Below are 22,865 nucleotides of genomic sequence, written 5' to 3' on the forward strand. Positions count from 1 at the left end.
ATGAGGATCCGCGACTTCCGCAGCGACGACGAGCCCGAGATCAACCTCGTGCCGCTGATCGACGTGATCCTGGTGCTGATCATCTTCTTCGTGGTCACCACCACCTTCGACGCGCGTTCGGTGCTCAAGCTGCAGCTGCCCAAGGCCGAGGGCACGCCGACCGAGGCGAGTTCGAAGGCATTGAGCGTGCTGGTCAACGCCGATGGCCGCTATTTCGTGCAGGATCGCGAGGCGCTGCGCACCGACCTGGAGTCGCTGAAGCGCACGATCGTCGAGGTCGCCGGCGATGACCGCAAGCGTCCCGTGCTGCTGCGCGCCGACGCGCGCACGCCGCACCAGGCCGTGGTCACCGCGCTCGACGCGCTGGGCCAGCTCGGCTTCCGCCAGATCAGCATCGCCACCGCGCCCGAACAGAAGGCCGGGGGAGCGGCGAAGCGGTGAGCAAGCGCGACACCACGCCCACCTGGCCGATCTATCGTCGCGTGCTGGGTTTCGCCCGGCCGTATCGCGCCCTGCTCGCGCTGGCGCTGCTGGGCATGCTGATCGAGGCCGCCGCCGGTGGCGCCTTCACCTTCATGATGAAGCCGATCACCGACGGCCTGAACAATCCGTCGCCGGACATGCTGTGGCGGATGCCGCTGATCATCGTCGGCATCTTCGTGGTGCGTGGGCTGGCCGGCTACATGTCCGACATGTGCATGGCGCGCTCCGCGCGCAGCATCGCCCGCGACCTGCGGGTACGGGTGTTCGGCAAGTTCCTGCGCATGCCCGGCCAGCACTTCGATCGCGAGCCGGTCGGCAGCATGCAGATGCGCCTGGGCTCGGACAGCGACCAGGTCGCGCAGGCGGCGGTGGATGCCGCCAAGGTCATGCTGCAGCAGTCGTTCCAGGTCATCGCGATGCTGTCGGTGATGCTCTACACAAGCTGGCGGGTCACGCTGGCGGTGCTGCTGATCGCACCGATCATGGCCTGGATGATGGACACCGTCGGCAAGCGCTACCGGCGCTACGGCCACCGCATCCAGGAAAGCGGTGGGCGCCTGCTGCAGGCCGCCGACCAGGCCCTGGGCGGGCAGCAGGAAGTGAAGGTCTACGGCGCGCAGCCGGCCGAGATGGCGCGTTACCGTGGCCTCGCCGACGAGAACCTGCGCCTGGCGATGAAGGTCGAGGCCACGCGCAGCATCACCTCGGCGGTGATCCAGCTGATGGGCTCGATCTGCCTGGCGCTGCTGCTGTTCTTCGCCGGCGGCGAGGCGATCAAGGGCCGGCTCACAGCGGGCGAGTTCGTCGCGCTGATGACCTCGATGATGGCGATGATCCCCGCGCTGAAGCAGCTGACCAACGTGCAGAACATGCTGCAGAAGGGCGTGGCCTCGGCTGAGCGCCTGTTCTCGGTGCTCGACGCCGACGAGGAGCGCGATACCGGCACGCGCGCGCTCGAACGCGCGCGCGGCCAGATCGAGTTCCGCGACGTCGGCGTGCGTTATCCCGGCCAGGCACAGGCAGCACTGGACCACGTGTCCTTCGTCGCGAAGCCGGGCACGGTCACCGCCATCGTCGGCCGCTCGGGCAGCGGCAAGTCCTCGCTGATCAAGCTGATCCCGCGCTTCTACGAGCCGGAATCCGGCGAGATCCTGCTCGATGGCCACGCACTGGGCGAGTACCGGCTGGCCGACCTGCGCCGGCAGATCGCCCTGGTCGGACAGCAGGTGATGCTGATCGACGGCACCGTCGCCACCAACGTGGCCTACGGCGAGATGGGCGAGGCCGATGCCGACGAGGTGCGCGGTGCGCTCGATGCCGCGAACGCCAGCGAATTCGTCGAGCGCCTGCCCGAAGGCGCCGACACCCACATCGGCACGAAGGGCGGGCGCCTCTCCGGCGGCCAGCGCCAGCGCCTGGCGATCGCGCGCGCGATCCTCAAGGACGCGCCGATCCTGATCCTCGACGAGGCCACGGCCGCGCTCGACACCGAATCCGAACGCCTCGTGCAGGACGCGCTGAACCGGCTGATGCCCGATCGCACGACGCTGGTCATCGCGCACCGACTGTCCACGATCGAACATGCCGACCAGGTGCTGGTGCTCGACCAGGGCCATCTGGTGGAGCAGGGCACGCATGCCGAACTGCTGGCGCGCGGCGGCCTCTACGCCCACCTCCATCGCATGCAGTTCCGGGATCCCGACGCCGCCGACGGCGCGTCGACGAGCGCATGACGACAGCCCGTTCCACGCACCCGCAGCCGCCGCCCTACTGGTTCGACGGCAGCGCGCCGCCCTGGCCCGCGCGCCTGCTCTCGCACGTCTACGCGGGCGCGGTCGCCGCGCGCGCGGCGCTGTTCCGCCACGGCGTGCTGCGCAGCACGCACCCGGGCAAGCCGGTGGTGGTGGTCGGCAACCTCATCGCCGGCGGCAGCGGCAAGACGCCGCTGGTCATCGCCATCGTCGAGCGCCTGCGCGAGGAGGGCTGGGTCCCCGGCGTGGCCAGTCGCGGCTACGGCCGCCAGGACCCGACCACGCCGCGCTGGGTCGAAGCCGACACCGCGCCGGAGCTGGCCGGCGACGAGCCCCTGCTGATCGCCCGCGAGGCCGTGGTGCCGGTGCGCGTGGATCGCGACCGCGCCGCCGCCGCGCGCGCGCTGGTCGAACGCGGCTGCAACGTGGTGGTCTGCGACGACGGCCTGCAGCACTACCGGCTCAAGCGCGATATCGAGATCGAGGTGATCGACGGCCGCCGCCGCTACGGCAACGGCCTGCTGTTGCCGGCCGGCCCGCTGCGCGAGCCGCTGTCGCGTCGTGCGGACTGCGATTTCCACGTCGTGAACGCGGGCACCGAGCCCGGTGACGGCCGGATCGCTGAAGCCGGCGAGGCCGGTTTCGGCGAGTGGCGGATGCGCCTGCTGCCCGGCGATGCGCAGGCGCTGCGCGGCGCGCGCGCGCTGCCGCTGTCGGCGTTCTCCGGCCAGCGCGTGCACGCGGTCGCGGGCATCGGACATCCCGAGCGTTTCTTCTCGCTGCTGCGCGACCTCGGCATCGCCGTCGTGCCGCATGCCTTTCCCGACCACCACCGCTACACCCGCGAAGACCTCGCGTTCGGCAGCGACCTGCCGGTGTTGATGACCGCGAAGGATGCGGTCAAATGCGCGCCATTCGCAGGCGAACGGTGCTACAGCGTGCCGATCCGCACGGAACTGCCCGAAGCATTCTGGGTAATGTTGCTGGATCGCCTGCGCGAATGCGCACAAGGACAATCGATGTGAACACGGCAGACATGCACAGGACCGCAGTGAACAGGAACGAGGCGAGGATGGCGGGATGGCTGCGGGCCCTGGCCGCACTCGCGTCCGCCGGCTGGGTGGTGCCGATGTGGCTCGGCTTCTGGACCGTGCTGCAGTTCGCCGAGCTGGAACTGATGCCGGCGCTGATGCAGCAGCCGCGCCTCAACTCCTTCCCCTTCCTCGATTTTGCGGTCGACTGCCTCGTGATCGGTTTCCTGTGGCTGGGCGCGGTCATCGCGGGCTGGGTCTGGGTGGCCACCGGTCGTCGCAGGGGCGCCTGAACGATGCCGGGCACCGATTTCGTCGTCGCCATTCCTGCGCGCTACGCCGCGTCGCGCCTGCCGGGCAAGCCGCTGCGCCTGCTCGGCGGCGAGCCGCTGGTGCTGCACGTCGCCCGCCGAGCGTTGGAGGCCGGCGCCCGCGAGGCCTGGGTGGCCACCGACGACGCGCGCATCGCCGAGGCCCTGGCCGACAGCGGCGTGCGCATCGCGATGACCTCGCCGGACCACGCGTCGGGTACCGACCGCCTGGCCGAGTGCGCGGCGATCGCCGGCTGGTCCGACGACACCGTCGTCGTGAACCTGCAGGGCGACGAACCGTTCGCACCGGCCGAGGGCATCCGCGCCGTGGCCGAGGCGCTGGTCGACAGCGCCGCGCCGATGAGCACCCTGGCCGCGCCGATCGAGGATGTCGAGACGCTGTTCGACCCCAATGCGGTCAAGCTGGTCCGCGCTGGCAACGGCGACGCCCTCTACTTCAGCCGTGCGCCGATCCCGTGGCCGCGCGACGCCTTCGCCCGCGATCGCGGCACGCTGCCTTCCGGCGGGCACTGGCTGCGCCACATCGGCATCTACGGCTATCGCGCCGGGTTCCTGCCGCGTTTCGCCGCGATGCCGCCCGCCACGCTGGAGCGGATCGAATCGCTGGAACAGCTGCGCGTGCTCGAAGCCGGACATCGCATCGCGGTCCGCCTTAGTCCGGCGCCGTTCCCGCCGGGCGTGGACACGCCTGAAGACCTCGACCGCGCCGAGCGCCATCTCGCCGCCCTGCGCGCGGGAGGCTGATCGATGCGGCTGCTGATGGTCTGTCTGGGCAATATCTGCCGGTCGCCGCTGGCCGAGGGCGCGGTGCGCGCGCACCTGGACCGCCATGGCCTGGACTGGGTCGAGGTCGATTCGGCCGGCACCGGCGGCTGGCATGCCGGCGAACCCCCGGATCGGCGCAGCATCGCGGTGGCCGCTTCGTTCGGGGTCGACATCCGCGCCCAGCGCGCGCGCAAGCTGGTCCGCGCCGATTTCACCCACTTCGACTGGCTGCTCTGTGCCGACCGCAGCGTGCTGCGCGATGTCCGCGCCGCCGCGCCGGCCGAGGCGCGCGAGCGCGCGGCGCTGCTGCTGGAATGGGCCGGGCAGGGCACTGATGCGGAGGACGCTGCCGAGATTCCCGACCCCTACACCGGCGGCCCCGAGGATTTCCGCCGCGTCTGGGACATGGTCGACGCCGCCGCGGCCGGCATCGTCGCGCGGATCGCGCGTGGCGCGTCCGGTCGAATGCCGGGTTGACGCTCGCGCCCTGACTGCGGATGCTGCACAGGTTATGGAACCTTCCCTCGCCCCCGAATTTCCGTCCAGCCTCGAATGGCTGAACCTTCCCCGCCCGCTGCGCATGGCGCAGCTGCGCGGCAAGATCACCGCGATCGCCTTCGTCAATGCCGGTTCGGCCTGGTGCCAGCAGCGGCTGGCCGACCTGGTGACCCTGCGCAAGCGGCACGGCGAACACCTGCATGTCGTCGCCGTGCACGTGCCGCGTTTCGACCACGAGCGCGATGCGCGCCGGGTGATGAAGCGCCTGCACCGCCAGACCCTGGATTTCCCGATCGCCCATGACGCCGACTGGGTCATGTGGCAGCACTACGGCATCGAGGCCTGGCCGACCGTGGTCATGCTCGACGGCCAGGGCCGCATCCGCGAGCGCGTGGTCGGCGACAGCCCGATCCGCGACCTCGACAGCCTGTTCACCAAGCTGCGCGCCGAGGAAACCCCGCAATCGATCAATCCCGACCCGATCGAACTGCGCCGCAGCCGCGAGCCCGACCTGCCGCTGCGTTTCCCGATCGGCATCGCCGCCAACCAGCAGTACCTCTACGTGGTCGACTCCGGGCACCATCGCGTGCTCGAGTGCACCCACGCCGGGCGCATCCACCGCCAGTTCGGCAGCGGCGGCGCGGGCTTCATCGACGGTCCGATGGAACTGGCCGCGTTCCAGAACCCGCAGGGCCTGTGGCTGCAGCGCGACGCGCTGTACGTCGCCGACACCGGCAACCATGCCGTGCGCCGGATCAAGCTGAGTACCGGCGACGTCGACACCCTCTGCGGCGCCGGCCGCGCCGGCACCCCGACCGAGGGCCCGGTGCAGGATCCGCGCGCGGTCGCGCTGGACCAGCCCCGTGCCGTGGCGGTCTCGCCCTCGAACATCGTCTGCATCGCCACCGCCGGCGACAACCGGATCTGGGCCTACGACCTGGGCGATCGCTCGATCCGCCTGCTCGCCGGCTCCGGCCGGATGGAGCTGGCCGATGGCGAAGGCCCCGCCGCCAGCTTCGCCGGGCCCAGTGCCTTGGCTATCGTCCAGCAGATCCTCTACGTCTGCGACGAGGCCGGCTCGGCCATCCGCAGCGTCCACCTGCGCACCCGCCAGGTGACCACGCTGGTCGGGCAGGGCGCCTGGCAGTTCGGCAACCTCGAAGGTTCCCGCGCCGACGCCCTGCTGCAGCAGCCGCAGGCGATCTCGCTGGACGGCGCCTCGCCGGTGCTCTGGGTCGCGGACAGCGGCAACGACCAGCTGCGCACCCTGCGCCTGGGTGGCGGCGAGGTCAGCACGATCAGCCTGCCGCAGCGCCTGCACGCGCCGGCCGGCCTGGCGGTGGTGAACGGCATCGTCTGGATCGCCGACACCGACGCCCACGCCGTGCTGCGCTTCGACCCGGCCGACGGCAGCCTGCGCCAGATCCCCATCGGGGACTGACCGCGCGGCGACCGAGTCCGGCATGGTCGGCAACGCATCCGGCGGGCCAGGCGGCACGGCCGACGACCCGGTCGAAGACGGCTTCGATGGTCGCGCCTACGCCCGCGAGCTGACGCCCGCGCCGGGCGTCTATCGCATGTACGCCGCCGACGACAGCCTGCTGTACGTCGGCAAGGCGGCGTCGCTGAAGAAGCGCGTCGCCAGCTACTTCACCAAGGCCCTGCCCACGCGCACCGCCGTGATGGTGTCGCAGATCGCGCGCATGGAAGTCACGGTCACGCGCACGCCGACCGAGGCCCTGCTGCTGGAAAACCAGCTGATCAAGTCGCTGCGCCCGCGCTACAACGTGCTGCTGCGCGACGACAAGAGCTATCCCTTCGTGGTGCTCACCCGCGAGGCCTGGCCGAGGATCGCCTTCCATCGCGGCGCGCGATCGCTGCCCGGCCGCTATTTCGGGCCGTATCCCAGCGTGTACGCGGTGCGCGAGACGCTGAACCTGATGCAGAAGATCTTTCGCCTGCGCAGCTGCGAGGACAGCGTGTTCCGCAATCGCTCGCGACCCTGCCTGCAGCACCAGATCGGGCGCTGCAGCGCGCCGTGCGTGGGCCTGGTGCAGGCGCGCGACTATGCCGACAGCGTGCGCCAGGCGACGATGCTGCTGGACGGCCGCAGCGACGACCTCACCGCCGAACTGACCGCGTCCATGGAACAGGCCAGCGCCCGTCTGGATTTCGAGGAGGCCGCGCGCCTGCGCGACCTCGTCGCGTCGATCCGCAAGCTGCAGTCGCGCCAGTACGTCGATGGCAGCGCCGCCGATCTGGACGTGCTCGCCGTGGCGATGAAGGGCGCGCAGGCCTGCGTCCTGCTGATGATGTTCCGCGACGGCCGCAACCTCGGCACCCGCAGCTTCTTCCCGAAGACCAACGGCGAGGACAGCGCGGAGGAAGTGCTGGGGGCGTTCGTCTCGCAGTACTACGCCGAACAGCCGCCGCCGCGCGAGATCGTCCTCGATCGGGACATCCCCGAGCGCGAGATGATCGAGGAAGCCCTGGGCCTCTCGGCCGGGCGCAAGGTGCAGGTCAAGACCAGCGTGCGCGGCGAACGCGCCGGCTACCTCGACCTCGTCCGCCGCAACGCCGAGATGGCGCTCGCCACCGAACTGGGCAGCAACGCCGCGCAGCGCGCACGTGCCGATGCGCTGCGCGAGATGCTCGGCCTGGACGAACTGCCGCAGCGCATCGAGTGCTTCGACATCAGCCACACCATGGGCGAGGCGACCGTGGCCTCCTGCGTGGTCTTCGACGCCGATGGCCCGGTGCGCGGGCAGTACCGGCGCTACAACATCGAAGGCATCGAGCCCGGCGACGACTACGCGGCGATGCACCAGGCGCTGGAGCGCCGCTTCCGTCGCGCCGTCGAGGCCCGCCAGGACGCCGAGACCGCTGCCGAAGATGAGGGGCAGGGCGAAGCGGCGGCGACCGGACGCACCCGCAGCGGCGCCGGCGTGCTGCCGGACCTGCTGCTCATCGACGGCGGCGCCGGCCAGGTGGCCCAGGCCCAGGCGGTGCTCGCCGACCTCGGCGTGACCGGTGTGATGATCGTCGGCGTGGCCAAGGGCGAGGCCCGGCGCCCCGGCGACGAAACCCTGCTGCTGCCCGATGGCCGCGAACTGCACCCCGGCGCGGCCTCCCTCGGCCTGCAACTGGTCCAGCAGGTGCGCGACGAAGCGCACCGATTCGCCATCACCGGGCATCGCGGGCGTCGCCAGAAAGCGCGCACGACGAGCAAACTGGAGGACATTCCCGGCATCGGACCGCGTCGACGCGCTAATCTGTTGCGGCATTTCGGCGGTCTCGGCGGCCTGAAGGCGGCGGGCATCGAAGACATCGCCCGCGTCGAAGGCATCAACGCCGCCCTCGCCGAACGGATCTACGCGAGCCTCCACGGCATCGACACGCAGCAAGGACTCCCATGAAGTTGACGGTACCGACCCTCCTCACCCTCGCGCGGATCGTGATGATTCCCGTGCTGGTGCTGGTGTTCTACCTGCCCTACGGGTGGACCAACTTCGCCTGTGCCGGCCTGTTCGCGCTCGCGGCGTTCACCGACTGGCTCGACGGCTGGATCGCACGTCGCTACCACCAGTTTTCCGCGTTCGGCGCCTTCCTCGATCCCGTGGCCGACAAGCTGATGGTCGCGGTCGCCCTGTTCCTCATCGTGCAGGGCCATCCCACGCGCTGGATGACCCTCTGGGCGCTGGTGATCGTCGGTCGCGAGATCGCGGTGTCGGCCTTGCGCGAATGGATGGCGGAGATCGGTCAGCGCGCCACGGTCAAAGTCGCTTTCATCGGAAAAATCAAGACTGTTGCGCAGATGGTCGCGCTGCTATGCTTGCTTTATTCGGTGACACCGGACACGCCTCCGCGTGCGATGCCATGGATGGGCCAGCCCATCTTCCACATCGGCGAATGGATGCTGGCGGCCGCCGCGATCCTGACCCTCTGGTCCGGAGCGCAGTATCTCAAGGCGGCCTGGCCCGCCCTGATGGCGGACGAAGGCAAACGAGTGGAGAGTGTTGACAGCGCCGAATAACGTTGTAAAATTTCAATCTCTTCTGCGGGAATAGCTCAGTTGGTAGAGCGCAACCTTGCCAAGGTTGAGGTCGCGAGTTCGAGTCTCGTTTCCCGCTCCAGTTTCAAGCAGACCCCGGTTCGCCGGGGTTTGTTGTTTCAAGAGGGCCCATCGGGAAGTTGGGTCCACGAGGATTGATTCCGTCATCGGATCGGCCTCACAATGCAGTCACCGGCCTGGTGGCAGAGTGGTTATGCAGCGGATTGCAAATCCGTCAATGCCGGTTCGATTCCGACCCAGGCCTCCAAGTTTCAGCAGCGTCAACGAGAACCCGCTTCGGCGGGTTTTTTGTTGCCTGCGCTTCTCACAGGTGGTTTCCATTCTGGGTGCCGCTCAGGCACGCTATGCGCGCCGCCCGGGTGGCGAAACGGTAGACGCAGGGGACTTAAAATCCCCCCGCCGCAAGGCGATGTGGGTTCGAGTCCCACCCCGGGCACAACACCAAATCCGGTCGTGGGGTTCGTCCACGCGTTGCGACGCGTTTGTCGCCACCATGGCTTATTGCTGAGGAGGCGCGGTTCGAGTCCCACCCCGGGCACAACACCAAATCCGGTCGTGGGGTTCGTCCGCGCGTTGCGACGCGTTTGTCACCCTCGTGTCGAAGGGGAACCAGAATGTCGCGCTATGCCACCTATGCCGCTGCCTGGTTGCTGACCGCGCTATCGATTGCGGCCACGGTCTTCGGAGGCAGCGGTTGGGCCTGGATGATCGGCCTCTTCGGTGCCTTCACGCTGCTCGGCACGCTGGATCTGCTGCAGACGCGCAGTACGCTGCGCCGCAATTATCCGATCCTCGCGCACTTCCGCTACGGGCTGGAGTCCATCGGTCCGGAGATGCGCCAGTACTTCATCGAGTCGGACACCGCCGAGGTGCCGTACTCGCGCCAGCAGCGCGCGCTGATCTACCAGCGGTCCAAGGGCGTGAACGACACGCGTCCGTTCGGTACGCAGCAGGATGTCTACGGCGACGAGTACGAGTGGGTGAACCATTCGATGCTGCCGGCGCAGGTGGACTCCGAGGATTTCCGCATCCGCATCGGCAGCGGATCGGCGCAGCCCTACGATGCCAGCGTCTTCAACATCTCGGCGATGAGCTTCGGTTCGCTGTCGGCGAACGCGATCCGAGCGCTGAACGCCGGCGCGAAGCGCGGCGGTTTCTACCACGACACCGGCGAAGGCTCGATCTCGCCTTACCACCGCGAGCACGGCGGCGACCTGGTCTGGGAGATCGGCAGCGGCTACTTCGGCTGCCGCAACGACGACGGCAGCTTCAGCGATGAGCGCTTCGCCGCGAACGCGCGCGACCCGCAGGTGAAGATGATCGAGCTGAAGCTGTCGCAGGGTGCCAAGCCCGGCCACGGCGGCGTGCTGCCGGCGGCGAAGGTCAGCGCGGAGATCGCGACGACACGCGGTGTGCCGATGGGCGTCGACTGCGTGTCGCCGGCGCGGCACTCGGCCTTCTCCACGCCGATCGGGCTGCTGGAATTCGTCGCGCGCATGCGCGAACTCTCGGGCGGCAAGCCGACCGGGTTCAAGCTGGCGATCGGCCATCCCTGGGAATGGTTCGGCATCGCCAAGGCGATGCGCGAGACCGGGATCCTGCCGGACTTCATCGTCGTCGACGGGGGCGAGGGCGGCACCGGCGCGGCGCCGGCGGAGTTCATCGACCACGTCGGCGTGCCGATGCATGAGGCGCTGATGCTGGTGCACAACACCCTGGTCGGCCTGGACCTGCGCGATCGGGTGAAGATCGGCGCGGCAGGGCGCATCGCCAGCGCGTTCGACATCGCGCGCACGCTGTCGATGGGCGCGGACTGGTGCAACGCCGCGCGCGGCTTCATGTTCGCACTGGGCTGCATCCAGGCGCACAGCTGCCACACCAGCCGCTGCCCGACCGGCATCGCCACGCAGGATCCCTCGCGCTGGCGCAACCTCGATGTCGACGACAAGTCGATGCGTGTCCATCGCTTCCATCGCCACACGCTGCACGCGCTGAAGGAACTGCTGTGCGCGGCGGGACTGGAACATCCCTCGCAGCTGGGGCCCGAGCACATCCTGCGCCGTGTGTCGCCGATCGAAGTCCGCTCGCTGGCCGCACTGTATCGCTTCCTCGAACCGGGCGAGCTGCTCGCCGGCGGAGTGAGCGAACACGCCGTGTTCCGCGACTACTGGGCGATGGCGCGCAGCGATGCCTTCGCGCCGCCGGAAGGCATGCTGCGGATGCGCGGCAGCAAGTCGCGCTGAGCGGCTTCGTCAGTCCAGGCAGTTGCCCGAGCGGCCATCCGCGCCTGGAATCGACAGCCCGGCCGGGCCGACGTGGTAGTAGAGCGACACGATCTTCCAGCCGTCGTCGTCGCGGTACAGCTGCAGGCTGTTCACGCCGGTGAAATCGGGCGTCTTCGCCGATGCGTCGGTGCGCGATTCGACCACGCTGTAGACCGTGGCGAAGCGATCGTAGGTCTCGATGTCGCGCGCGATCTCGCATTCATGGAAGCCGGCTTCGCCGACCGGTTCGAGCGCCTTGAGGAAGTCGCCGGCGCTGCTGCGCCTGAGCGAAGGGTGTCCTTCGCGCACGCGGCTGCCGAAGATCACCGCGTCCGCATGGAAGATCCCGCGCAGGGTCACGACATCGGCCGCGGCACCGGCCTCGTGCGACATCGCGCGCCACAGCGAGGACACGGTGTGCTCCGGTCCGGCGATTCCTGCGGCACGCGCGCCAGGGACAACAAGCAGGGCCGCCAGCAAGGCGGCCCCGGTGGTTGCACGGATGCGTGGACGCATCAGGCCTTCTTCGACGCGATCCAGCGGTCGATCTTCGCCTCCAGCACCGACAGCGGCACTGCGCCGTCCTTCAGCACTTCCGCGTGGAACTCGCGCACGTCGAACTTCGCGCCGAGCGCCTTGCGTGCGCGCTGCTTGAGTTCCTGGATCTTGAGCTCGCCGATCTTGTAGGCCAGTGCCTGCGCCGGCCAGGCGATGTAGCGCTCGGCCTCGGCGGTGGACTGGGTTTCGCTCTCGGCGGAGTTGTCGAGCATGTACTTGATGACCTGCTCGCGACTCCAGCCCTTGCTGTGCAGGCCGGTGTCGGTCACCAGGCGGATCGCGCGCCACAGCTCGTTCTGCAAGTAGCCGAAATGATCGTACGGGTTCTCGTACACGCCCAGCGACTTGCCCAGCGATTCGGCGTAGAGGCCCCAGCCTTCGGAGAACGCGGTTTCGCCGCCGAAGCGACGGAAGGCGGGCACGCCCTTAAGCTCCTGCTGCAGCGCGATCTGGAAGTGGTGGCCGGGCACGGCTTCGTGCAGGTAAAGGTCCTCGGCATCCCAAGTCTTGCGCGTCGGCAGGTCGTAGGTGTTGACGTAGAAGATGCCCGGGCGCGAACCGTCCTCGCTCGGCCCCTGGTAGGAGCCGCCGGCGGCGGACTTGGCGCGGAACGCTTCCACCGGACGGATCTCGAAGCCGGCCTTCGGCATCAGCGAGAACTGTTCGCCGATGCGCACGTTCACCTTCGCCTCCAGGCTGCGGTAATGCTTCAGCAGCGCTTCTTCCGACGGGTACTGGAACTGCTTGTCCTCGCGCATGAACTTGAAGAAGTCCTGCAGCGAGCCCTTGAAGCCGACCTCGGCCATGATCTTGCGGATCTCGCCGTGGATCCGCGCGACTTCGTCCAGGCCGATCTGGTGGATCTGCGCAGGCGTGAGGTCGGTGGTGGTGCTCTGGCGCACGTTGAACGCGTACCACTCGGCGCCGCCGGGGATCTTGTCCAGGCCGACCGTGTCGCGCGTCGCCGGCATGTACTCGTCGGCGAGGAAGGTGCGCAGCTTGCGGAACGAGGGCATGACCTGTTTGCCGATCATGTCGCGGTAGGCCGCAGTCAGGCGGGCCTTGTCGGCTTCGCTGAAATCGGCGGGCATCGACTGGATCGGGCCCCAGAAGAGGGTCTTGGTCGGGTCGTCGTTGGTGAGCGCGTCGATCTGAGGCACCACCTTCACCATCAGCGCGCGCGGCTGCACCACGCCGGCCTTCATGCCTTCGCGCATGTTGCCGATCATGCTGTCGATCAGCACCGGCAGGCGGTTGCCGCGCGCCAGCCAGTTCTCGTAGTCCTTCACGGTCTTGAACGGCTGCGGGCCGGTGCCCGAGCCGAACATCGCGGCGTAGGTGACCAGGCTGCCCATCTGGTTCACCGGCAGCATCCAGCCGGGATATTTCTCGGCTTCGAGCGAATCCCGGAGATCCTCGACGAAGATCTCGTAGCTGAGCAGGTCCTGCCCCTGCAGGCCGGCCGGGCCGATCGCTTCGACCTTCTTCAGCCAGCGCTCGCTGAAGGCGATGGCATCGGTACGGAATTGGGCCGAATAGAAATCGGGCATCTGGTCGTTGTAGCGAGGGTCGCCCTGCAGCGTGGCCTGGATCGGGCTGAGCTTGAGGGTCTCTTCCCAGTACTCGGCATAGAGGCGGTCGAGACGCTGGGCCTTGGATTCCGAGGTCGCGGCCTGCGCGGGCTGTGCGGCCCGGGCCGGTGCGGCGGGCGCGATGGCGATCAGGCTCGCGGCGACGGCGATCGCGAGCAGGGACTGGCGGGTGAAGGCGGACATGCGGGGCTCCGGAAACGTGCGTTCGGGGGCCGTCGGCGGTCGGGAGGCCGGGACGGGACGAGCGCAAGCGTCCCCCGGGAGCGGGGGAGCGGGCATCGGCCAAAGGTCACGCGCCGGCGGCTGCCTGCGCGTTCAGTGCGCGGCGTCGTGGCGCAGCTGCGCGGCGCGCTCGGCGCCGAGATAGGCGGTGATGCCGCGCCGGATCAGGTAGATCAGCGGGATCATCGCGATCGCGGCGGCCATCTTGTAGGCGTAGTTCACGGAGCTGACCGCCAGGAACAGCGAGGTCGGCCACTGCTGCGGCCCGAGCACGAAGGCGATGTACAGCACGACGAAGCTGTCGATCAGCTGCGAGACCGCGGTGGAGCCGGTGGCGCGCAGCCAGACGTGCTTCTCGCCCGTGGCGCGGCGGATGCGATGGAAGACCGACACGTCGATCAGCTGGCCGAGCAGGAAGGCGACCACCGAGCCGGCGATGGTCCACAGGCCCTGGCCGAACACGGCGGCGAAGGCCTTCTGGTAGTCCGGCACGCCCTGGTCCTGGGCGGCGCCGACCCACCAGCCGGCCGGGGCGAGGTGGATCGCGGCGAACGCGAACACGAAGCCGTACAGGATCAGCGCGACCGCGACCCAGGAGATCATGCGCACGCCGCGCTTGCCGTAGAACTCGTTGATGACGTCGGTGAAGACGAACACGATCGGCCACAGCAGGGTGCCGGCGGTGAAGCTGAGCGAACCGGTCTGGCCGAACAGGTTCCATTCCATCGGTGCGATGCCGAGGGTGTCCTCCAGCGCGAAGATCTTCACGCCGATGAACTCGGCGAGGACGGTGTTGACGCAGAAGAACGCGGCCAGAACGATGAACAGGCGGGTCGCGCGGTCGTCGAACAGGCGGAAGCTCATGGCGTGGTGTCCGTTTGCGGGCTGGCGGGCGCGGAAAAGGGGATGTAGTCCGGCGCGACCGCGCCGCCGCTGATGATGAAGCTCATCGCCTGGTCGACGGTCCAGTCGGTGGGCGTCATCTTCTCGACCGGCACGATCTCGAGATAGCCGGAGGTGGGGTTCGGCGTGGTCGGCACGTAGACGGCGGCGAGTTCGCGGCCCGTGCCGTGTTCGCGCATCACCCGGGTGACGAAGCCGAGCGTCTTCATCTCGGTGTGCGGGAAGTCGATCAACACCACGCGCTGGGTGCCGTCGGGCTTGGTCTGCAGGATGTCCAGCAGCTTGCGCGCGCTGCCGTAGATGGTGCTGGCCAGCGGGATGCGCTGGATCAGCGATTCGAACCAGGCGAGCAGGCGCTTGCCGATCACGCGGCGCGCCATGAAGCCCGAGAGCAGGATCACGCCGATGGTGGCCAGCACGCCAAGCGCACCGCGTACCCAGGGCTGCACCAGCCAGGCCAGGTCGCCGGCCGTGGCGAGATTGGCGAGCATGGGCTCGATGATCGGCCGGCTGATCTCCGACAGCAGCAGGAACACGAACTTCACCACGACCCAGGTCAGCCAGATCGGCAGCAGGGTGAGCAGGCCTGTGATGAACAGCCGCTGCAGGCGGCGGTTGAACGAAGTGGGAGAAGACATGGCGCGATTGTACGGGCAGGCGCGCGCCATGCGACCGGCCGATCGTGCGCCGTGCGCAACCCAGCGGGCCGATGGCGAGACCCGCTGCCGGTGCTGCGGTTACAGCTCGCGCACCAGGCGGAAGCCCACGTCGTCGTAGCCGCGTCCGGCATCCAGCGGGCGACCGCCGCCGGCACCGCGCCAGCTCCGGCCGCTCGCCATGCGCCGCACGCAGCCGCTGCCGCTGCATTCGCCGAGCCATTCCGAGACCTGCTTGCCGCCGCTGCCGTAGCCCGCGGCCTGGGCTTCGGACGCCGTGGGCAGGCGATAGCGATGGCCGGTGCGTTGGCTCTGCCAGCGCGCGAAGGCGTCGGCGTCCTGCCAGGACACGCAGACCACGGCGTGACTGTTCGCCTGCTCGAATCCGGGCGTTTCCCAGGTGCGCGGCGCCAGCACGCGCAGCAGCGAGGCCTTTTCGCGGCACAGCGCCGGCTTGCGCTGGGTGAGCTTGGCGAATGCGGCGTAGTTCTCGCGGGTCACCGTGCTGCGCGAGATGGCGACGAGCTTGTTGCCGCTGCCTGCAACCAGGGTCATCTCGCCCAGGGCATCGGCCACGCGATCGCCCGGTTGCGCGATGCTGCCGGCACGGGTCTGCAGCGCGGCCACCTGGGCGCGGTCCAGGCCGAGGCTTTTCGCGGAGGTCACGATCTTCTGTGCGGCATCGCGATTGAATTGCGCTTCGGCCTGCGTCATCGCAGACGACAGCGAATCGCCCATGCGCTTGCGCAGCTGCACCATGACCGGCAGGCCGCGCGCGCGGTCCTGTTCGGCCAGGCGCTGCATGCGACTCACGATGTCGCGCACGGCAGTGTCCTCGCCGTTGCGCAGGCGACGGTCGGCGTCGTTGCCCAGCGCGGTGAGCAGCCGGGTGCTGGCCTCGGGCAGCGCGATGTGGCTCGGATCGGTGCGCCAGGCCAGCATCAGGCTGTCGTAGGCATTGCCGCCGGCGGGGCTGGTCAGGCGGCCGCTGCGCAGCTGCTGCTCGGCGGCGGTGATGTATTTCTGCGCGGCCGATTCCGGTGCGCCGCGCAGGATCGCTTCGGAGGGATCGGGCAGCGGCGCGCTGCGGCTGAGGTCGACGCCCGGCGTGTCGGTCGACGTCGCGGAGGCATTACCGTTCATCATCCGCGCCAGGGTTTCCTGGGTATTGCGCTGGTCCATGCGATACAGCGCGACGATGCCGCTGGCCACCACACCCACGACCAGGGCCGCCACGGCGAGCTGGCGGAGGCCGAAGCGGGCGCGCAGGCGCGCGATCGCGGCGCGCATCGGTTCGCGTTCGGCGTGCGGCACATTGCGCATCGCTTCCAGCATCTCCTGCGCATCGCTGTAGCGGTCGTTGGGCTGCTTGGCGAGCGCGCGATCGAAGAAGCGCTGCCAGTGCGCCAGGTGCGGCGGCAGGCGCGGGATCGGGTCCTGGGCGTGCTTGAGCACCATCGACAGGCCATCGTCCGCCTGATAGGGCAGGCTGCCGGTCAGCATTTCCCAGGCCAGCACGCCGAGGCTGTACAGGTCCGCGCGCAGGTCGACCTCGGTGCCCCGCGCCTGTTCCGGCGCCATGTACGCGGTGCTGCCGACCGCCATGCCGGCCGTGGTCACGCGCGAGCCGTAGCCGCGACGCAGCGCGATGCCGAAATCGGTCAGCATCGGCCGTTCGGCTTCGTCGAACAGCACGTTCTCGGCCTTCACGTCGCGGTGCACCACGCCGCGGCTGTGCGCGTAGGCGAGGGCGGAGAGCAGGGCTTCCAGGATCTGGCGGATCCGCGCCTCGTCGCGGGTCAGGTTGCGCTTGCCCAGGTGTCCACGCGGGAACACCGGCATCACGTGGTAGGGCTGCCCGTCCTTGGTGCGGCCGAAATCGTGGATGCGCACGATGTGCGGATGGTCGAGGCGCGCGACGGTGCGCGCCTCGTTGTCGAAGCGTCGCCGCCCGACATCGTCGGTGACGACCTCCGGACGCATGATCTTGATGGCGACGTTCCGGCCCAGCGACAGCTGCTGGCCGAGGTACACCGTCGACATGCCGCCATGCCCGAGCACCCGCACGAGCTTGTAGCCGGTGATCTCCGGCAACGGCTCCTGCGGGTGTTCCTTGTCCTTCTGTGTGGAACCCATGTAGCACTCCCCCTGCTCACCCGTCGAGAATACCCAAGCCGGCACGGCGAGTGAATCGGCAGGTTCGCGTGAATCCGTGACCCAGTCCTCGCGCGAATACCGACGATCGAAGCGTTTGGCGCATTTTTCCGGTCCGCTGCCCGGAACGAGCGCGATCGGGTGATCCCTGTCGCGTCGGGCGGGGCGGCGATGGCGAGCTCAGCTGCGGGTGTCGTCCCGCTTGCGTCGGATGTACAGCTGCTTGCGCACGCGGGCGACCACATCGCCCGCTGCGTCGACCACCTCGGTCTCCATCCAGCGCAGGTGCTTCCCGCCATCGGCGGTGGCGGCCCGGATCTCGTCCAGGGTCGCGTCGTCCAGCACGAAGCGGGCGACCACCCGGCCCTTGCCGGGCTTGAGGAATTCGATCTCGCCGGCCCTGTCCCAGACGATGAAGTCGCCGCCGAGCGCGTTCATCGTCAGCAGCATCCAGAACGGGTCGGTCATCGAGAACAGGTTGCCGCCGAAGTGCACGCCGACGTAGTTGCGGTTCCACGGGCGCGAGCGCAGGTGCACCTCGGCGGACCGCCAGTCCCCGGCGATCCGATGCACATGGACGCCGCTGAACAGGAACGGCGGCCACAGGTTCATCACGCGCCGCAGCGCGCGTGGCTTCAGCGACAGGAGCATCCCCGGGTCAGACCAGCAGCAGCGCCGACATCTTGCGGCGGTACTGGCCGACCAGATCGGCATCCTCGACGACGCGGAAGGCGTCGATCAGGGCCTTCCGCGGCAGGCCGTCCTCGTACTGCTTGTTGCGGCGGAGCATTTCCATGAACTGCTCCAGGCCGTCCTCCGAGCGCCCGGCGACGATGTGGTGCACGCCCAGCAGGTGGCGGGCGTGCAGGTCGTTCTCGTCGGCGGCGATGGCGGCCTGCAGCGCGTCGATGCCGGGGGCGTCCTTGAGCAGGGCGGCGAAGCCGAGGCGGGCGCGGCCGCGCACGGCACGATCGTCGGTCTCGAGGTTGGCGGGCAGGGCGTCGAGCAGGCGCCCGGCTTCCTGCGCCTCGCCGGCCTGGAGTAGGGCCAGGGCGAGATCGAGCTTGAGTTCGACCTTGTCGGGTTCCTGTGCGATGGCCTCGCGCAGGCGCGTGACCTCGGCCATGGGATCGATCGCAGCCGGTGCCGGGGCTTCCTCGACCACGGGCGCCGGTTCGACCTCGCCCGGCAGGATGCCGTGGTGCTTCAGGAATTCGCGCAGCTGGCCCTCGGGCAGGGCGCCCTGGAAGCCGTCGACCAGTTGCCCGTCCTTGACCAGGACGACCGTCGGGATCGAGCGGATCTGGAAGGCCGCGCCCAGCTCCTGCTGGGCTTCGACATCGACCTTGGCCAGCACGAAGGCGCCGTTGTACTCGTCGGCCAGCTTTTCGAGGATCGGGCCGAGGGTCTTGCACGGGCCGCACCACTCCGCCCAGAAATCGAGCAGGACCGGGGTCTCCATCGAGCGCTTCAGGACATCGGTTTCGAACCCTTCGGCGGTCGCATCGAAGACGTGGGGCGTGGTGGCGGACATGAAGGTGGCTTCCTGAAGGTGATCGGCCCGAGATTGTGCCAGCGACAGGCATTTCCAAGGCCGATCCGAGCGATTCCAACCGCCTGTCGGCGATCAATGTCTGGTGTACTTGACATGGGGAAAGTCGGATGTAATCTCTACATTACATTTCGTCTGCTTGGAGTGACACATGAAAGGCTGGGATGGCTGGCGTTGGGGGTTGATTGTTCTGGCAGGTGTGGCGCTGTGGCTGCTGCTGGCCGGGCCGGATCGGTTGTTCGGCTGGGACACCGGAACATTGGGCATGGCGCTGCTGGTCGGCAGCGCCTGGGGCCTGCTCTACGCCGTGTCGCGCCTGCCGCGCGAGGCCCTGGCCCGCTCGGCGTCGCCGGCCGAATGGAAGGCGCGGGTCGGTGCCGGCTTCACCCTGGTTGCCATCGCGTATTTCCTGTCGAAGATGCACGTCTTCAACGATGCCGCGTTTCCGTACAACCACGGCGCCAGCGCGGTCGGTCGCAACCTCGTGCTGCTGCTGATCGCCTGGACGATCCTGTCGCAGGTGCTGGCATCGCGGCTGAAAGGTGTGGTCGAGGCGGACGAGCGCGATCGCGAGATCGCCGTCGAAGCGGCAGGCTGGGGGCGTGGCGCGCTGATCGTCTGCATCATCGGCATCGCGGTGATGCTCGGCTTCACGCCTGCGGACCGCCTCGACTGGGCCACGCCGCTGATGATCGGCAACCTGCTGGTGTTCGCGCTGATGTGGGGCTGGCTGTGCGAGTACGCGGCGACGTTGGCGTACTACTGGCGTGACAGGAGGGCGATGGCATGAGCAAGCACGAGATTTCCGCGTGGTGGCGCCTGGGTTTGTCTGGTGTATATGGCGCCTATCTGCTCTGGGTGCTGTTCCTTGCAGACCAGGAAGCCATCAGCACTGCCATGTATTACCGAACGGCTTCAATGCTTTCTTTCATCGTCTTGATCTGGCTGTCAGCATGGTATTTGCAGCGGCGCAAGGGGATCGATCAGGATGAGCGCGACCGTGCGATCACCATGACCGCGACCCGGGTTGCGCTCATCGCGGTGGTCGTGATTGTCGTCATGACGCCGATCGTACTCTTCGAGGCCATATTGGGCGCGAAAGAGGCGGTCACGTTTCGCCTGGATTGGGCGGAGTTCTACATCAACGCATGCCTTACATTTGCGATCTGGGTGGAGGCCTCGGTCACCGTGTTCCTTCACGTGCGTGACCGGAGGCAGGTCGAATGAACAAGCATGAACAGGCGGCATGGTGGCGTCTTGGCTTGGGTATGGCGTTTCTTGCCTACCTCTGCTGGCAGCTGTTCTCGTCAGAACAGATGTTTGGCGAAGAGGGCTGGGATGGCATTCGCGGGATGCTGAATGTCTTCGTCGCATTGTTTCTTCTGATGCACGGAATAGTGCGTCGACGCAAGGGCATCGAGGAGGATGAACGCGACCGGGTCATTTCCGGAGTTGCGGCGAGAAATGCGCTTTTTGCATTGATCGTGATCGTGTTGGTCAGCCCCATGATCATGAGTGGTACGGCGGTTCCGGAGGGAGCGATCACGCGCGAAGCGGACTGGCTGACGTTCTACACGATTGCCTGCGCAATGTTCGCCATGTCGTTCGAGGCGGCCGTCACCGTGTTCCATCACTGGCGGGATCGCCGATGACCGCGCCTCCCATCGCCAATCAGATCCGTCGGCTGCGTTTCGATCATGGCGAGATGACCCAGGAAGGGCTGGCGCAGGCCTGCGGCGTGACCCGGCAGACCATCATCGCCCTCGAGGCCGGACGCTACGCGCCTTCGCTGGAGCTGGCGTTCCGCATCGCGCGCGCATTCGGAGTCGGCGTCGAGGATGTGTTCCAGTGGAAGGAGACGGAATGATGCGCGGATCGAACCTCATCGGCGCCGTCGCGCTGGCCTTGCACCTGTGCGCGGCCGTCGTGTTCGCGCTACTGCTCGACGGCTACTCGCACCGCGAGTTCCCGCTTGCGCTGCTTGGCGCGCAGGGCGTGCCGCGCGCGATGGCATTCAATCTCTGCGCCTTCGTCGTGCCGGGGGCGCTCGCTGTGATCGCGATGTGGCGCCTGCGCTCGGCGCTTTCGGCGGATGCGCGCTGGCCTGCGCGGATCGGCATCCAGCTCATGACCCTGTCCGGCCTTGCCTTCGCCGCGCAGGGCCTGCTGCCGCTGGATCCGGGCGATGTCGGCGCGGCATCCAATGCGTTGCATGCGCTGGCCTGGACCCTGTGGTGGATCGCAGGCGCCAGCGGCGCGCTGCTGCTGGGCTGGGCGGCGCCTTCGCGCGGGTTGCGCATCGCCTCGGTGGCGATGGCCATCGCCGTGCCGCTGCTTGCCCTGCCGCCCTGGCCGGGCGCGCTCGCGGCGTTCGCACCGCGAGCGGCTTTCGTGGCCTGGCTGCTGTGGGTCGCGCTGGCGCCGCGACTCAACCGTGCTTCAGCTTGAGTCCCAGGATCGTCGCAGACAGGAGGAAGGTGACGATGTTGGAGAGGATCATCGGCATGGAACCCAGCGCGATGCCGTAGACCAGCCACATCGCGATCCCGGCGGTGAACACCACGTACATGCCCAGCGAGATGCTGCGGGTGTCCTTCGTGCGGATGGTCTGCCATGCCTGCGGCACGAAGGCGAGGGTGGTCATCGCGGCGGCGGTGTAGCCGGCCCATTCCATCGACATGCTTACGGCTCCTGCCCGGGGCGGCGGTAGATCGCGCCGTCCTTCATCACGAAGTCGACGCGCTGCGTGGCGGTGATGTCGGTCAGCGGGTCGCCCGGCATCGCGACGATGTCGGCGCGCTTGCCGGTTTCGATCACGCCCTGGTCGCTGACGCCCAGCACGTCGGCGGCGTGGAGCGTTGCCGACTGCAGTGCGTAGGCGGCAGGGATGCCGGCTTCGACCATCAGCACGAACTCGCGCGCATTGTCGCCGTGGGGACCGACACCGGCATCGGTGCCGAAGGCGATCTTCACGCCGCTGCGATGCGCCTTGCCGGCGGTGTCCTGGATCAGCGCGCCGATCCGCGCAGCTTTAGGCCGGACCATTTCCGGAAAATAGCCGTCGATCTTCGCCTTGTCGGCGACGAAGCGGCCGGCGGAGATCGTCGGCACGTACCAGGTGCCCTTCTGTTTCATGAGGCTCATGATCTCCTCGTCCATGTAGGTGCCGTGCTCGATCGTGGTCACGCCGCCGAGCACGGCGCGCTTCATGCCTTCGGCGCCGTGCGCGTGCGCGGCGACGCGGTAGCCGTAATCCTTTGCGGTATCGACCACCGAGCGGATCTCGTCGACGGTGAACTGCGGGGCATCGCCGGATCGCGCGTAGCTGAGCACGCCGCCGGTCGCGGTGATCTTGATGACGTCGCTGCCTTCCTTGTAGCGCTGGCGCACGGCCTGGCGCGCGTCCTCGACCGAGTTGATGACGCCCTCGGTCGGGCCCGGCGGACCGACGAGGTGCTGCAGCGCGGAGTTCATGCCGTTGGTGGGATCGGCGTGGCCGCCGGTGGTGGCGATGGACTTGCCGGCAGCCCAGATGCGCGGCCCGTCGATCAGGCCCTGGTTGATCGCATCGCGCAGATGCGGTGCCTCGTTGCCTCCGAGGTCGCGCACGCTGGTGAACCCGGCCATCAGCGTCTTGCGCGCGTAGCTCACGCCGCGCAGGGCGAAATCGATATCGCTGAGGCGGAAGCCTTCCTCGTAGCTGCGCGGACTGGACTGGCTGCCGAGGTGGACGTGCAGATCGGTCCAGCCGGGGCTGCAGGTGTGGCCGGACAGATCGATCGCCCGCGTGCCCGCCGGTGCTTCGACGCGACCGGGCAGCACCTCCGCGATCCTGCCGCCGCGCACCACGATCGTGCGTGCGTCGAGCATCTTGCCGCTGCGGCTGTCGAACACGCGCCCGCAGTTCAGGGCGTAATCCGCTGCGGAGGCGCCCAGCGGCGCGAGGCAGGCGAGGGCAAGGGCGGCGGAAAGCGCGTGTCGGGTCATGGCGGGAGTCCTCGGAGGTCGTCCCCCGATCATAGGATGCCGCGC

General features: G+C 68.5%; 24 protein-coding genes and 3 tRNA genes. 18 read left to right on the forward strand and 9 right to left on the reverse strand.

The genetic code is table 11. The features are described from left to right. The 13 genes from ACFQ0E_RS14335 to ACFQ0E_RS14395 all read left to right on the forward strand — a co-directional run bounded on the left by ACFQ0E_RS14335 (position 1) and on the right by ACFQ0E_RS14395 (position 11,175). Positions 1–441: an ExbD/TolR family protein gene (locus tag ACFQ0E_RS14335; RefSeq protein ID WP_386824943.1), complete on the forward strand. Its 441-nt coding sequence runs from the start codon at positions 1–3 to the stop codon at positions 439–441. Further along, positions 438–2,216 carry a lipid A export permease/ATP-binding protein MsbA gene (gene msbA, locus ACFQ0E_RS14340; RefSeq protein WP_386824945.1) on the forward strand — a complete coding sequence of 593 codons (1,779 nt, stop codon included), beginning with the start codon at positions 438–440 and terminating at the stop codon, positions 2,214–2,216. Before ACFQ0E_RS14335 ends, msbA begins: the two co-directional genes overlap by 4 nt. Next, on the forward strand, positions 2,213–3,259 hold the full coding sequence (gene lpxK, locus ACFQ0E_RS14345) for a tetraacyldisaccharide 4'-kinase (protein ID WP_386824947.1): 1,047 nt from the start codon (positions 2,213–2,215) through the stop codon (positions 3,257–3,259). The genes msbA and lpxK overlap by 4 nt, the downstream gene beginning before the upstream one ends. A 47-nt stretch (positions 3,260–3,306) precedes the next feature. Then, the gene (locus ACFQ0E_RS14350; RefSeq protein ID WP_386824949.1) at positions 3,307–3,558 is read left to right on the forward strand and encodes a hypothetical protein; all 252 of its coding nucleotides are present in this window, start codon (positions 3,307–3,309) and stop codon (positions 3,556–3,558) included. 3 nt (positions 3,559–3,561) lie between these two features. Continuing rightward, a complete protein-coding gene (kdsB, locus tag ACFQ0E_RS14355) occupies positions 3,562–4,341 on the forward strand; it encodes a 3-deoxy-manno-octulosonate cytidylyltransferase (protein WP_386824951.1) in 780 nt (259 codons plus the stop codon). A gap of 3 nt (positions 4,342–4,344) precedes the next feature. After that, positions 4,345–4,839, forward strand: coding sequence for a low molecular weight protein-tyrosine-phosphatase (locus ACFQ0E_RS14360; protein WP_386824953.1), 495 nt, complete (start codon positions 4,345–4,347; stop codon positions 4,837–4,839). A 34-nt stretch (positions 4,840–4,873) separates the two neighbouring features. Then, positions 4,874–6,301 (forward strand): thioredoxin-like domain-containing protein, encoded by a 1,428-nt coding sequence (locus tag ACFQ0E_RS14365; protein WP_386824955.1) that lies wholly within the window; start codon positions 4,874–4,876, stop codon positions 6,299–6,301. Positions 6,302–6,323: 22 nt separating this feature from the next. Then, entirely contained in the window at positions 6,324–8,276 is a 1,953-nt protein-coding gene (gene uvrC / locus ACFQ0E_RS14370) for an excinuclease ABC subunit UvrC (protein WP_386824957.1), read from the forward strand. Continuing rightward, positions 8,273–8,893, forward strand: a complete 621-nt coding sequence (gene pgsA / locus ACFQ0E_RS14375; RefSeq protein WP_386824959.1) for a CDP-diacylglycerol--glycerol-3-phosphate 3-phosphatidyltransferase — start codon at positions 8,273–8,275, stop codon at positions 8,891–8,893. Before uvrC ends, pgsA begins: the two co-directional genes overlap by 4 nt. A 24-nt stretch (positions 8,894–8,917) precedes the next feature. Next, positions 8,918–8,993, forward strand: a tRNA-Gly gene (locus tag ACFQ0E_RS14380). 112 nt (positions 8,994–9,105) lie between these two features. Beyond that, positions 9,106–9,179 (forward strand) — tRNA-Cys (locus ACFQ0E_RS14385). Between the two features lie 106 nt (positions 9,180–9,285). Then, positions 9,286–9,368: transfer RNA gene (locus tag ACFQ0E_RS14390), tRNA-Leu, on the forward strand. Positions 9,369–9,546: 178 nt separating this feature from the next. Beyond that, positions 9,547–11,175, forward strand: a complete 1,629-nt coding sequence (locus ACFQ0E_RS14395) for an FMN-binding glutamate synthase family protein (protein WP_386824961.1) — start codon at positions 9,547–9,549, stop codon at positions 11,173–11,175. Positions 11,176–11,184: 9 nt separating this feature from the next. On the opposite strand, the gene ACFQ0E_RS14400 is transcribed toward ACFQ0E_RS14395, so the two are convergent. The 7 genes from ACFQ0E_RS14400 to trxA form a co-directional block, all read right to left on the reverse strand. Continuing rightward, entirely contained in the window at positions 11,185–11,610 is a 426-nt protein-coding gene (locus tag ACFQ0E_RS14400) for a nuclear transport factor 2 family protein (protein ID WP_386824963.1), read from the reverse strand. A gap of 101 nt (positions 11,611–11,711) precedes the next feature. Further along, on the reverse strand, positions 11,712–13,529 hold the full coding sequence (locus tag ACFQ0E_RS14405; RefSeq protein WP_386824965.1) for a DUF885 domain-containing protein: 1,818 nt from the start codon (positions 13,527–13,529) through the stop codon (positions 11,712–11,714). A gap of 132 nt (positions 13,530–13,661) precedes the next feature. Continuing rightward, positions 13,662–14,432: a queuosine precursor transporter gene (locus ACFQ0E_RS14410; RefSeq protein ID WP_386824967.1), complete on the reverse strand. Its 771-nt coding sequence runs from the start codon at positions 14,430–14,432 to the stop codon at positions 13,662–13,664. Further along, on the reverse strand, positions 14,429–15,109 hold the full coding sequence (locus ACFQ0E_RS14415; RefSeq protein ID WP_386824969.1) for a DUF502 domain-containing protein: 681 nt from the start codon (positions 15,107–15,109) through the stop codon (positions 14,429–14,431). Before ACFQ0E_RS14415 ends, ACFQ0E_RS14410 begins: the two co-directional genes overlap by 4 nt. Before the next feature lie 99 nt (positions 15,110–15,208). Further along, positions 15,209–17,263 (reverse strand): bifunctional serine/threonine-protein kinase/formylglycine-generating enzyme family protein, encoded by a 2,055-nt coding sequence (locus tag ACFQ0E_RS14420; RefSeq protein ID WP_386824971.1) that lies wholly within the window; start codon positions 17,261–17,263, stop codon positions 15,209–15,211. A 198-nt stretch (positions 17,264–17,461) separates the two neighbouring features. Next, positions 17,462–17,920: a DUF4442 domain-containing protein gene (locus ACFQ0E_RS14425; RefSeq protein ID WP_386825396.1), complete on the reverse strand. Its 459-nt coding sequence runs from the start codon at positions 17,918–17,920 to the stop codon at positions 17,462–17,464. Positions 17,921–17,939: 19 nt separating this feature from the next. Further along, complete coding sequence (gene trxA / locus ACFQ0E_RS14430) at positions 17,940–18,815, reverse strand: thioredoxin (RefSeq protein WP_386824973.1); 876 nt, start codon at positions 18,813–18,815, stop codon at positions 17,940–17,942. Between the two features lie 169 nt (positions 18,816–18,984). Here trxA and ACFQ0E_RS14435 point away from each other — a divergent pair, with 169 nt between their 5' ends. Genes ACFQ0E_RS14435 through ACFQ0E_RS14455 form a run of 5 tightly spaced genes read left to right on the forward strand, consistent with a single transcriptional unit; the run spans position 18,985 to position 21,281 of the window. Further along, positions 18,985–19,623: a hypothetical protein gene (locus ACFQ0E_RS14435; protein ID WP_386824975.1), complete on the forward strand. Its 639-nt coding sequence runs from the start codon at positions 18,985–18,987 to the stop codon at positions 19,621–19,623. After that, positions 19,620–20,060, forward strand: a complete 441-nt coding sequence (locus ACFQ0E_RS14440) for a hypothetical protein (protein WP_386824976.1) — start codon at positions 19,620–19,622, stop codon at positions 20,058–20,060. Before ACFQ0E_RS14435 ends, ACFQ0E_RS14440 begins: the two co-directional genes overlap by 4 nt. Next, positions 20,057–20,485 (forward strand): hypothetical protein, encoded by a 429-nt coding sequence (locus ACFQ0E_RS14445; protein WP_386824978.1) that lies wholly within the window; start codon positions 20,057–20,059, stop codon positions 20,483–20,485. The genes ACFQ0E_RS14440 and ACFQ0E_RS14445 overlap by 4 nt, the downstream gene beginning before the upstream one ends. Then, positions 20,482–20,700 (forward strand): helix-turn-helix transcriptional regulator, encoded by a 219-nt coding sequence (locus tag ACFQ0E_RS14450; protein ID WP_386824980.1) that lies wholly within the window; start codon positions 20,482–20,484, stop codon positions 20,698–20,700. The genes ACFQ0E_RS14445 and ACFQ0E_RS14450 overlap by 4 nt, the downstream gene beginning before the upstream one ends. Next, a complete protein-coding gene (locus ACFQ0E_RS14455) occupies positions 20,697–21,281 on the forward strand; it encodes a DUF998 domain-containing protein (protein ID WP_386824982.1) in 585 nt (194 codons plus the stop codon). The genes ACFQ0E_RS14450 and ACFQ0E_RS14455 overlap by 4 nt, the downstream gene beginning before the upstream one ends. On the opposite strand, the gene ACFQ0E_RS14460 is transcribed toward ACFQ0E_RS14455, so the two are convergent. Further along, positions 21,262–21,513, reverse strand: a complete 252-nt coding sequence (locus tag ACFQ0E_RS14460) for a SemiSWEET transporter (protein WP_137852734.1) — start codon at positions 21,511–21,513, stop codon at positions 21,262–21,264. The two genes, ACFQ0E_RS14455 and ACFQ0E_RS14460, sit on opposite strands and share 20 nt — an antisense overlap. Positions 21,514–21,515: 2 nt before the next feature. After that, on the reverse strand, positions 21,516–22,820 hold the full coding sequence (locus ACFQ0E_RS14465; protein ID WP_386824984.1) for a metal-dependent hydrolase family protein: 1,305 nt from the start codon (positions 22,818–22,820) through the stop codon (positions 21,516–21,518). Between the last annotated feature and the right edge of the window lie 45 nt (positions 22,821–22,865).

Origin of the sequence: Lysobacter brunescens (genome assembly GCF_042677005.1) — a bacterium.
In the GTDB taxonomy this organism is placed as follows: Bacteria; Pseudomonadota; Gammaproteobacteria; order Xanthomonadales; family Xanthomonadaceae; genus Lysobacter_I; species Lysobacter_I brunescens.

What these genes read in the sequence shown, in the direction of transcription:
- ACFQ0E_RS14335 (WP_386824943.1), top strand. Translation starts at nt 1, where the DNA reads ATGAGGATCCGCGACTTCCGCAGCGACGACGAGCCCGAGATCAACCTC.
- lpxK (WP_386824947.1), top strand. Translation starts at nt 2,213, where the DNA reads ATGACGACAGCCCGTTCCACGCACCCGCAGCCGCCGCCCTACTGGTTC.
- ACFQ0E_RS14350 (WP_386824949.1), top strand. Translation starts at nt 3,307, where the DNA reads ATGGCGGGATGGCTGCGGGCCCTGGCCGCACTCGCGTCCGCCGGCTGG.
- kdsB (WP_386824951.1), top strand. Translation starts at nt 3,562, where the DNA reads ATGCCGGGCACCGATTTCGTCGTCGCCATTCCTGCGCGCTACGCCGCG.
- ACFQ0E_RS14360 (WP_386824953.1), top strand. Translation starts at nt 4,345, where the DNA reads ATGCGGCTGCTGATGGTCTGTCTGGGCAATATCTGCCGGTCGCCGCTG.
- ACFQ0E_RS14365 (WP_386824955.1), top strand. Translation starts at nt 4,874, where the DNA reads ATGGAACCTTCCCTCGCCCCCGAATTTCCGTCCAGCCTCGAATGGCTG.
- uvrC (WP_386824957.1), top strand. Translation starts at nt 6,324, where the DNA reads ATGGTCGGCAACGCATCCGGCGGGCCAGGCGGCACGGCCGACGACCCG.
- pgsA (WP_386824959.1), top strand. Translation starts at nt 8,273, where the DNA reads ATGAAGTTGACGGTACCGACCCTCCTCACCCTCGCGCGGATCGTGATG.
- ACFQ0E_RS14395 (WP_386824961.1), top strand. Translation starts at nt 9,547, where the DNA reads ATGTCGCGCTATGCCACCTATGCCGCTGCCTGGTTGCTGACCGCGCTA.
- ACFQ0E_RS14405 (WP_386824965.1), bottom strand. Translation starts at nt 13,529, where the DNA reads ATGTCCGCCTTCACCCGCCAGTCCCTGCTCGCGATCGCCGTCGCCGCG.
- ACFQ0E_RS14410 (WP_386824967.1), bottom strand. Translation starts at nt 14,432, where the DNA reads ATGAGCTTCCGCCTGTTCGACGACCGCGCGACCCGCCTGTTCATCGTT.
- ACFQ0E_RS14415 (WP_386824969.1), bottom strand. Translation starts at nt 15,109, where the DNA reads ATGTCTTCTCCCACTTCGTTCAACCGCCGCCTGCAGCGGCTGTTCATC.
- ACFQ0E_RS14420 (WP_386824971.1), bottom strand. Translation starts at nt 17,263, where the DNA reads ATGGGTTCCACACAGAAGGACAAGGAACACCCGCAGGAGCCGTTGCCG.
- trxA (WP_386824973.1), bottom strand. Translation starts at nt 18,815, where the DNA reads ATGTCCGCCACCACGCCCCACGTCTTCGATGCGACCGCCGAAGGGTTC.
- ACFQ0E_RS14435 (WP_386824975.1), top strand. Translation starts at nt 18,985, where the DNA reads ATGAAAGGCTGGGATGGCTGGCGTTGGGGGTTGATTGTTCTGGCAGGT.
- ACFQ0E_RS14440 (WP_386824976.1), top strand. Translation starts at nt 19,620, where the DNA reads ATGAGCAAGCACGAGATTTCCGCGTGGTGGCGCCTGGGTTTGTCTGGT.
- ACFQ0E_RS14445 (WP_386824978.1), top strand. Translation starts at nt 20,057, where the DNA reads ATGAACAAGCATGAACAGGCGGCATGGTGGCGTCTTGGCTTGGGTATG.
- ACFQ0E_RS14450 (WP_386824980.1), top strand. Translation starts at nt 20,482, where the DNA reads ATGACCGCGCCTCCCATCGCCAATCAGATCCGTCGGCTGCGTTTCGAT.
- ACFQ0E_RS14455 (WP_386824982.1), top strand. Translation starts at nt 20,697, where the DNA reads ATGATGCGCGGATCGAACCTCATCGGCGCCGTCGCGCTGGCCTTGCAC.
- ACFQ0E_RS14460 (WP_137852734.1), bottom strand. Translation starts at nt 21,513, where the DNA reads ATGTCGATGGAATGGGCCGGCTACACCGCCGCCGCGATGACCACCCTC.
- ACFQ0E_RS14465 (WP_386824984.1), bottom strand. Translation starts at nt 22,820, where the DNA reads ATGACCCGACACGCGCTTTCCGCCGCCCTTGCCCTCGCCTGCCTCGCG.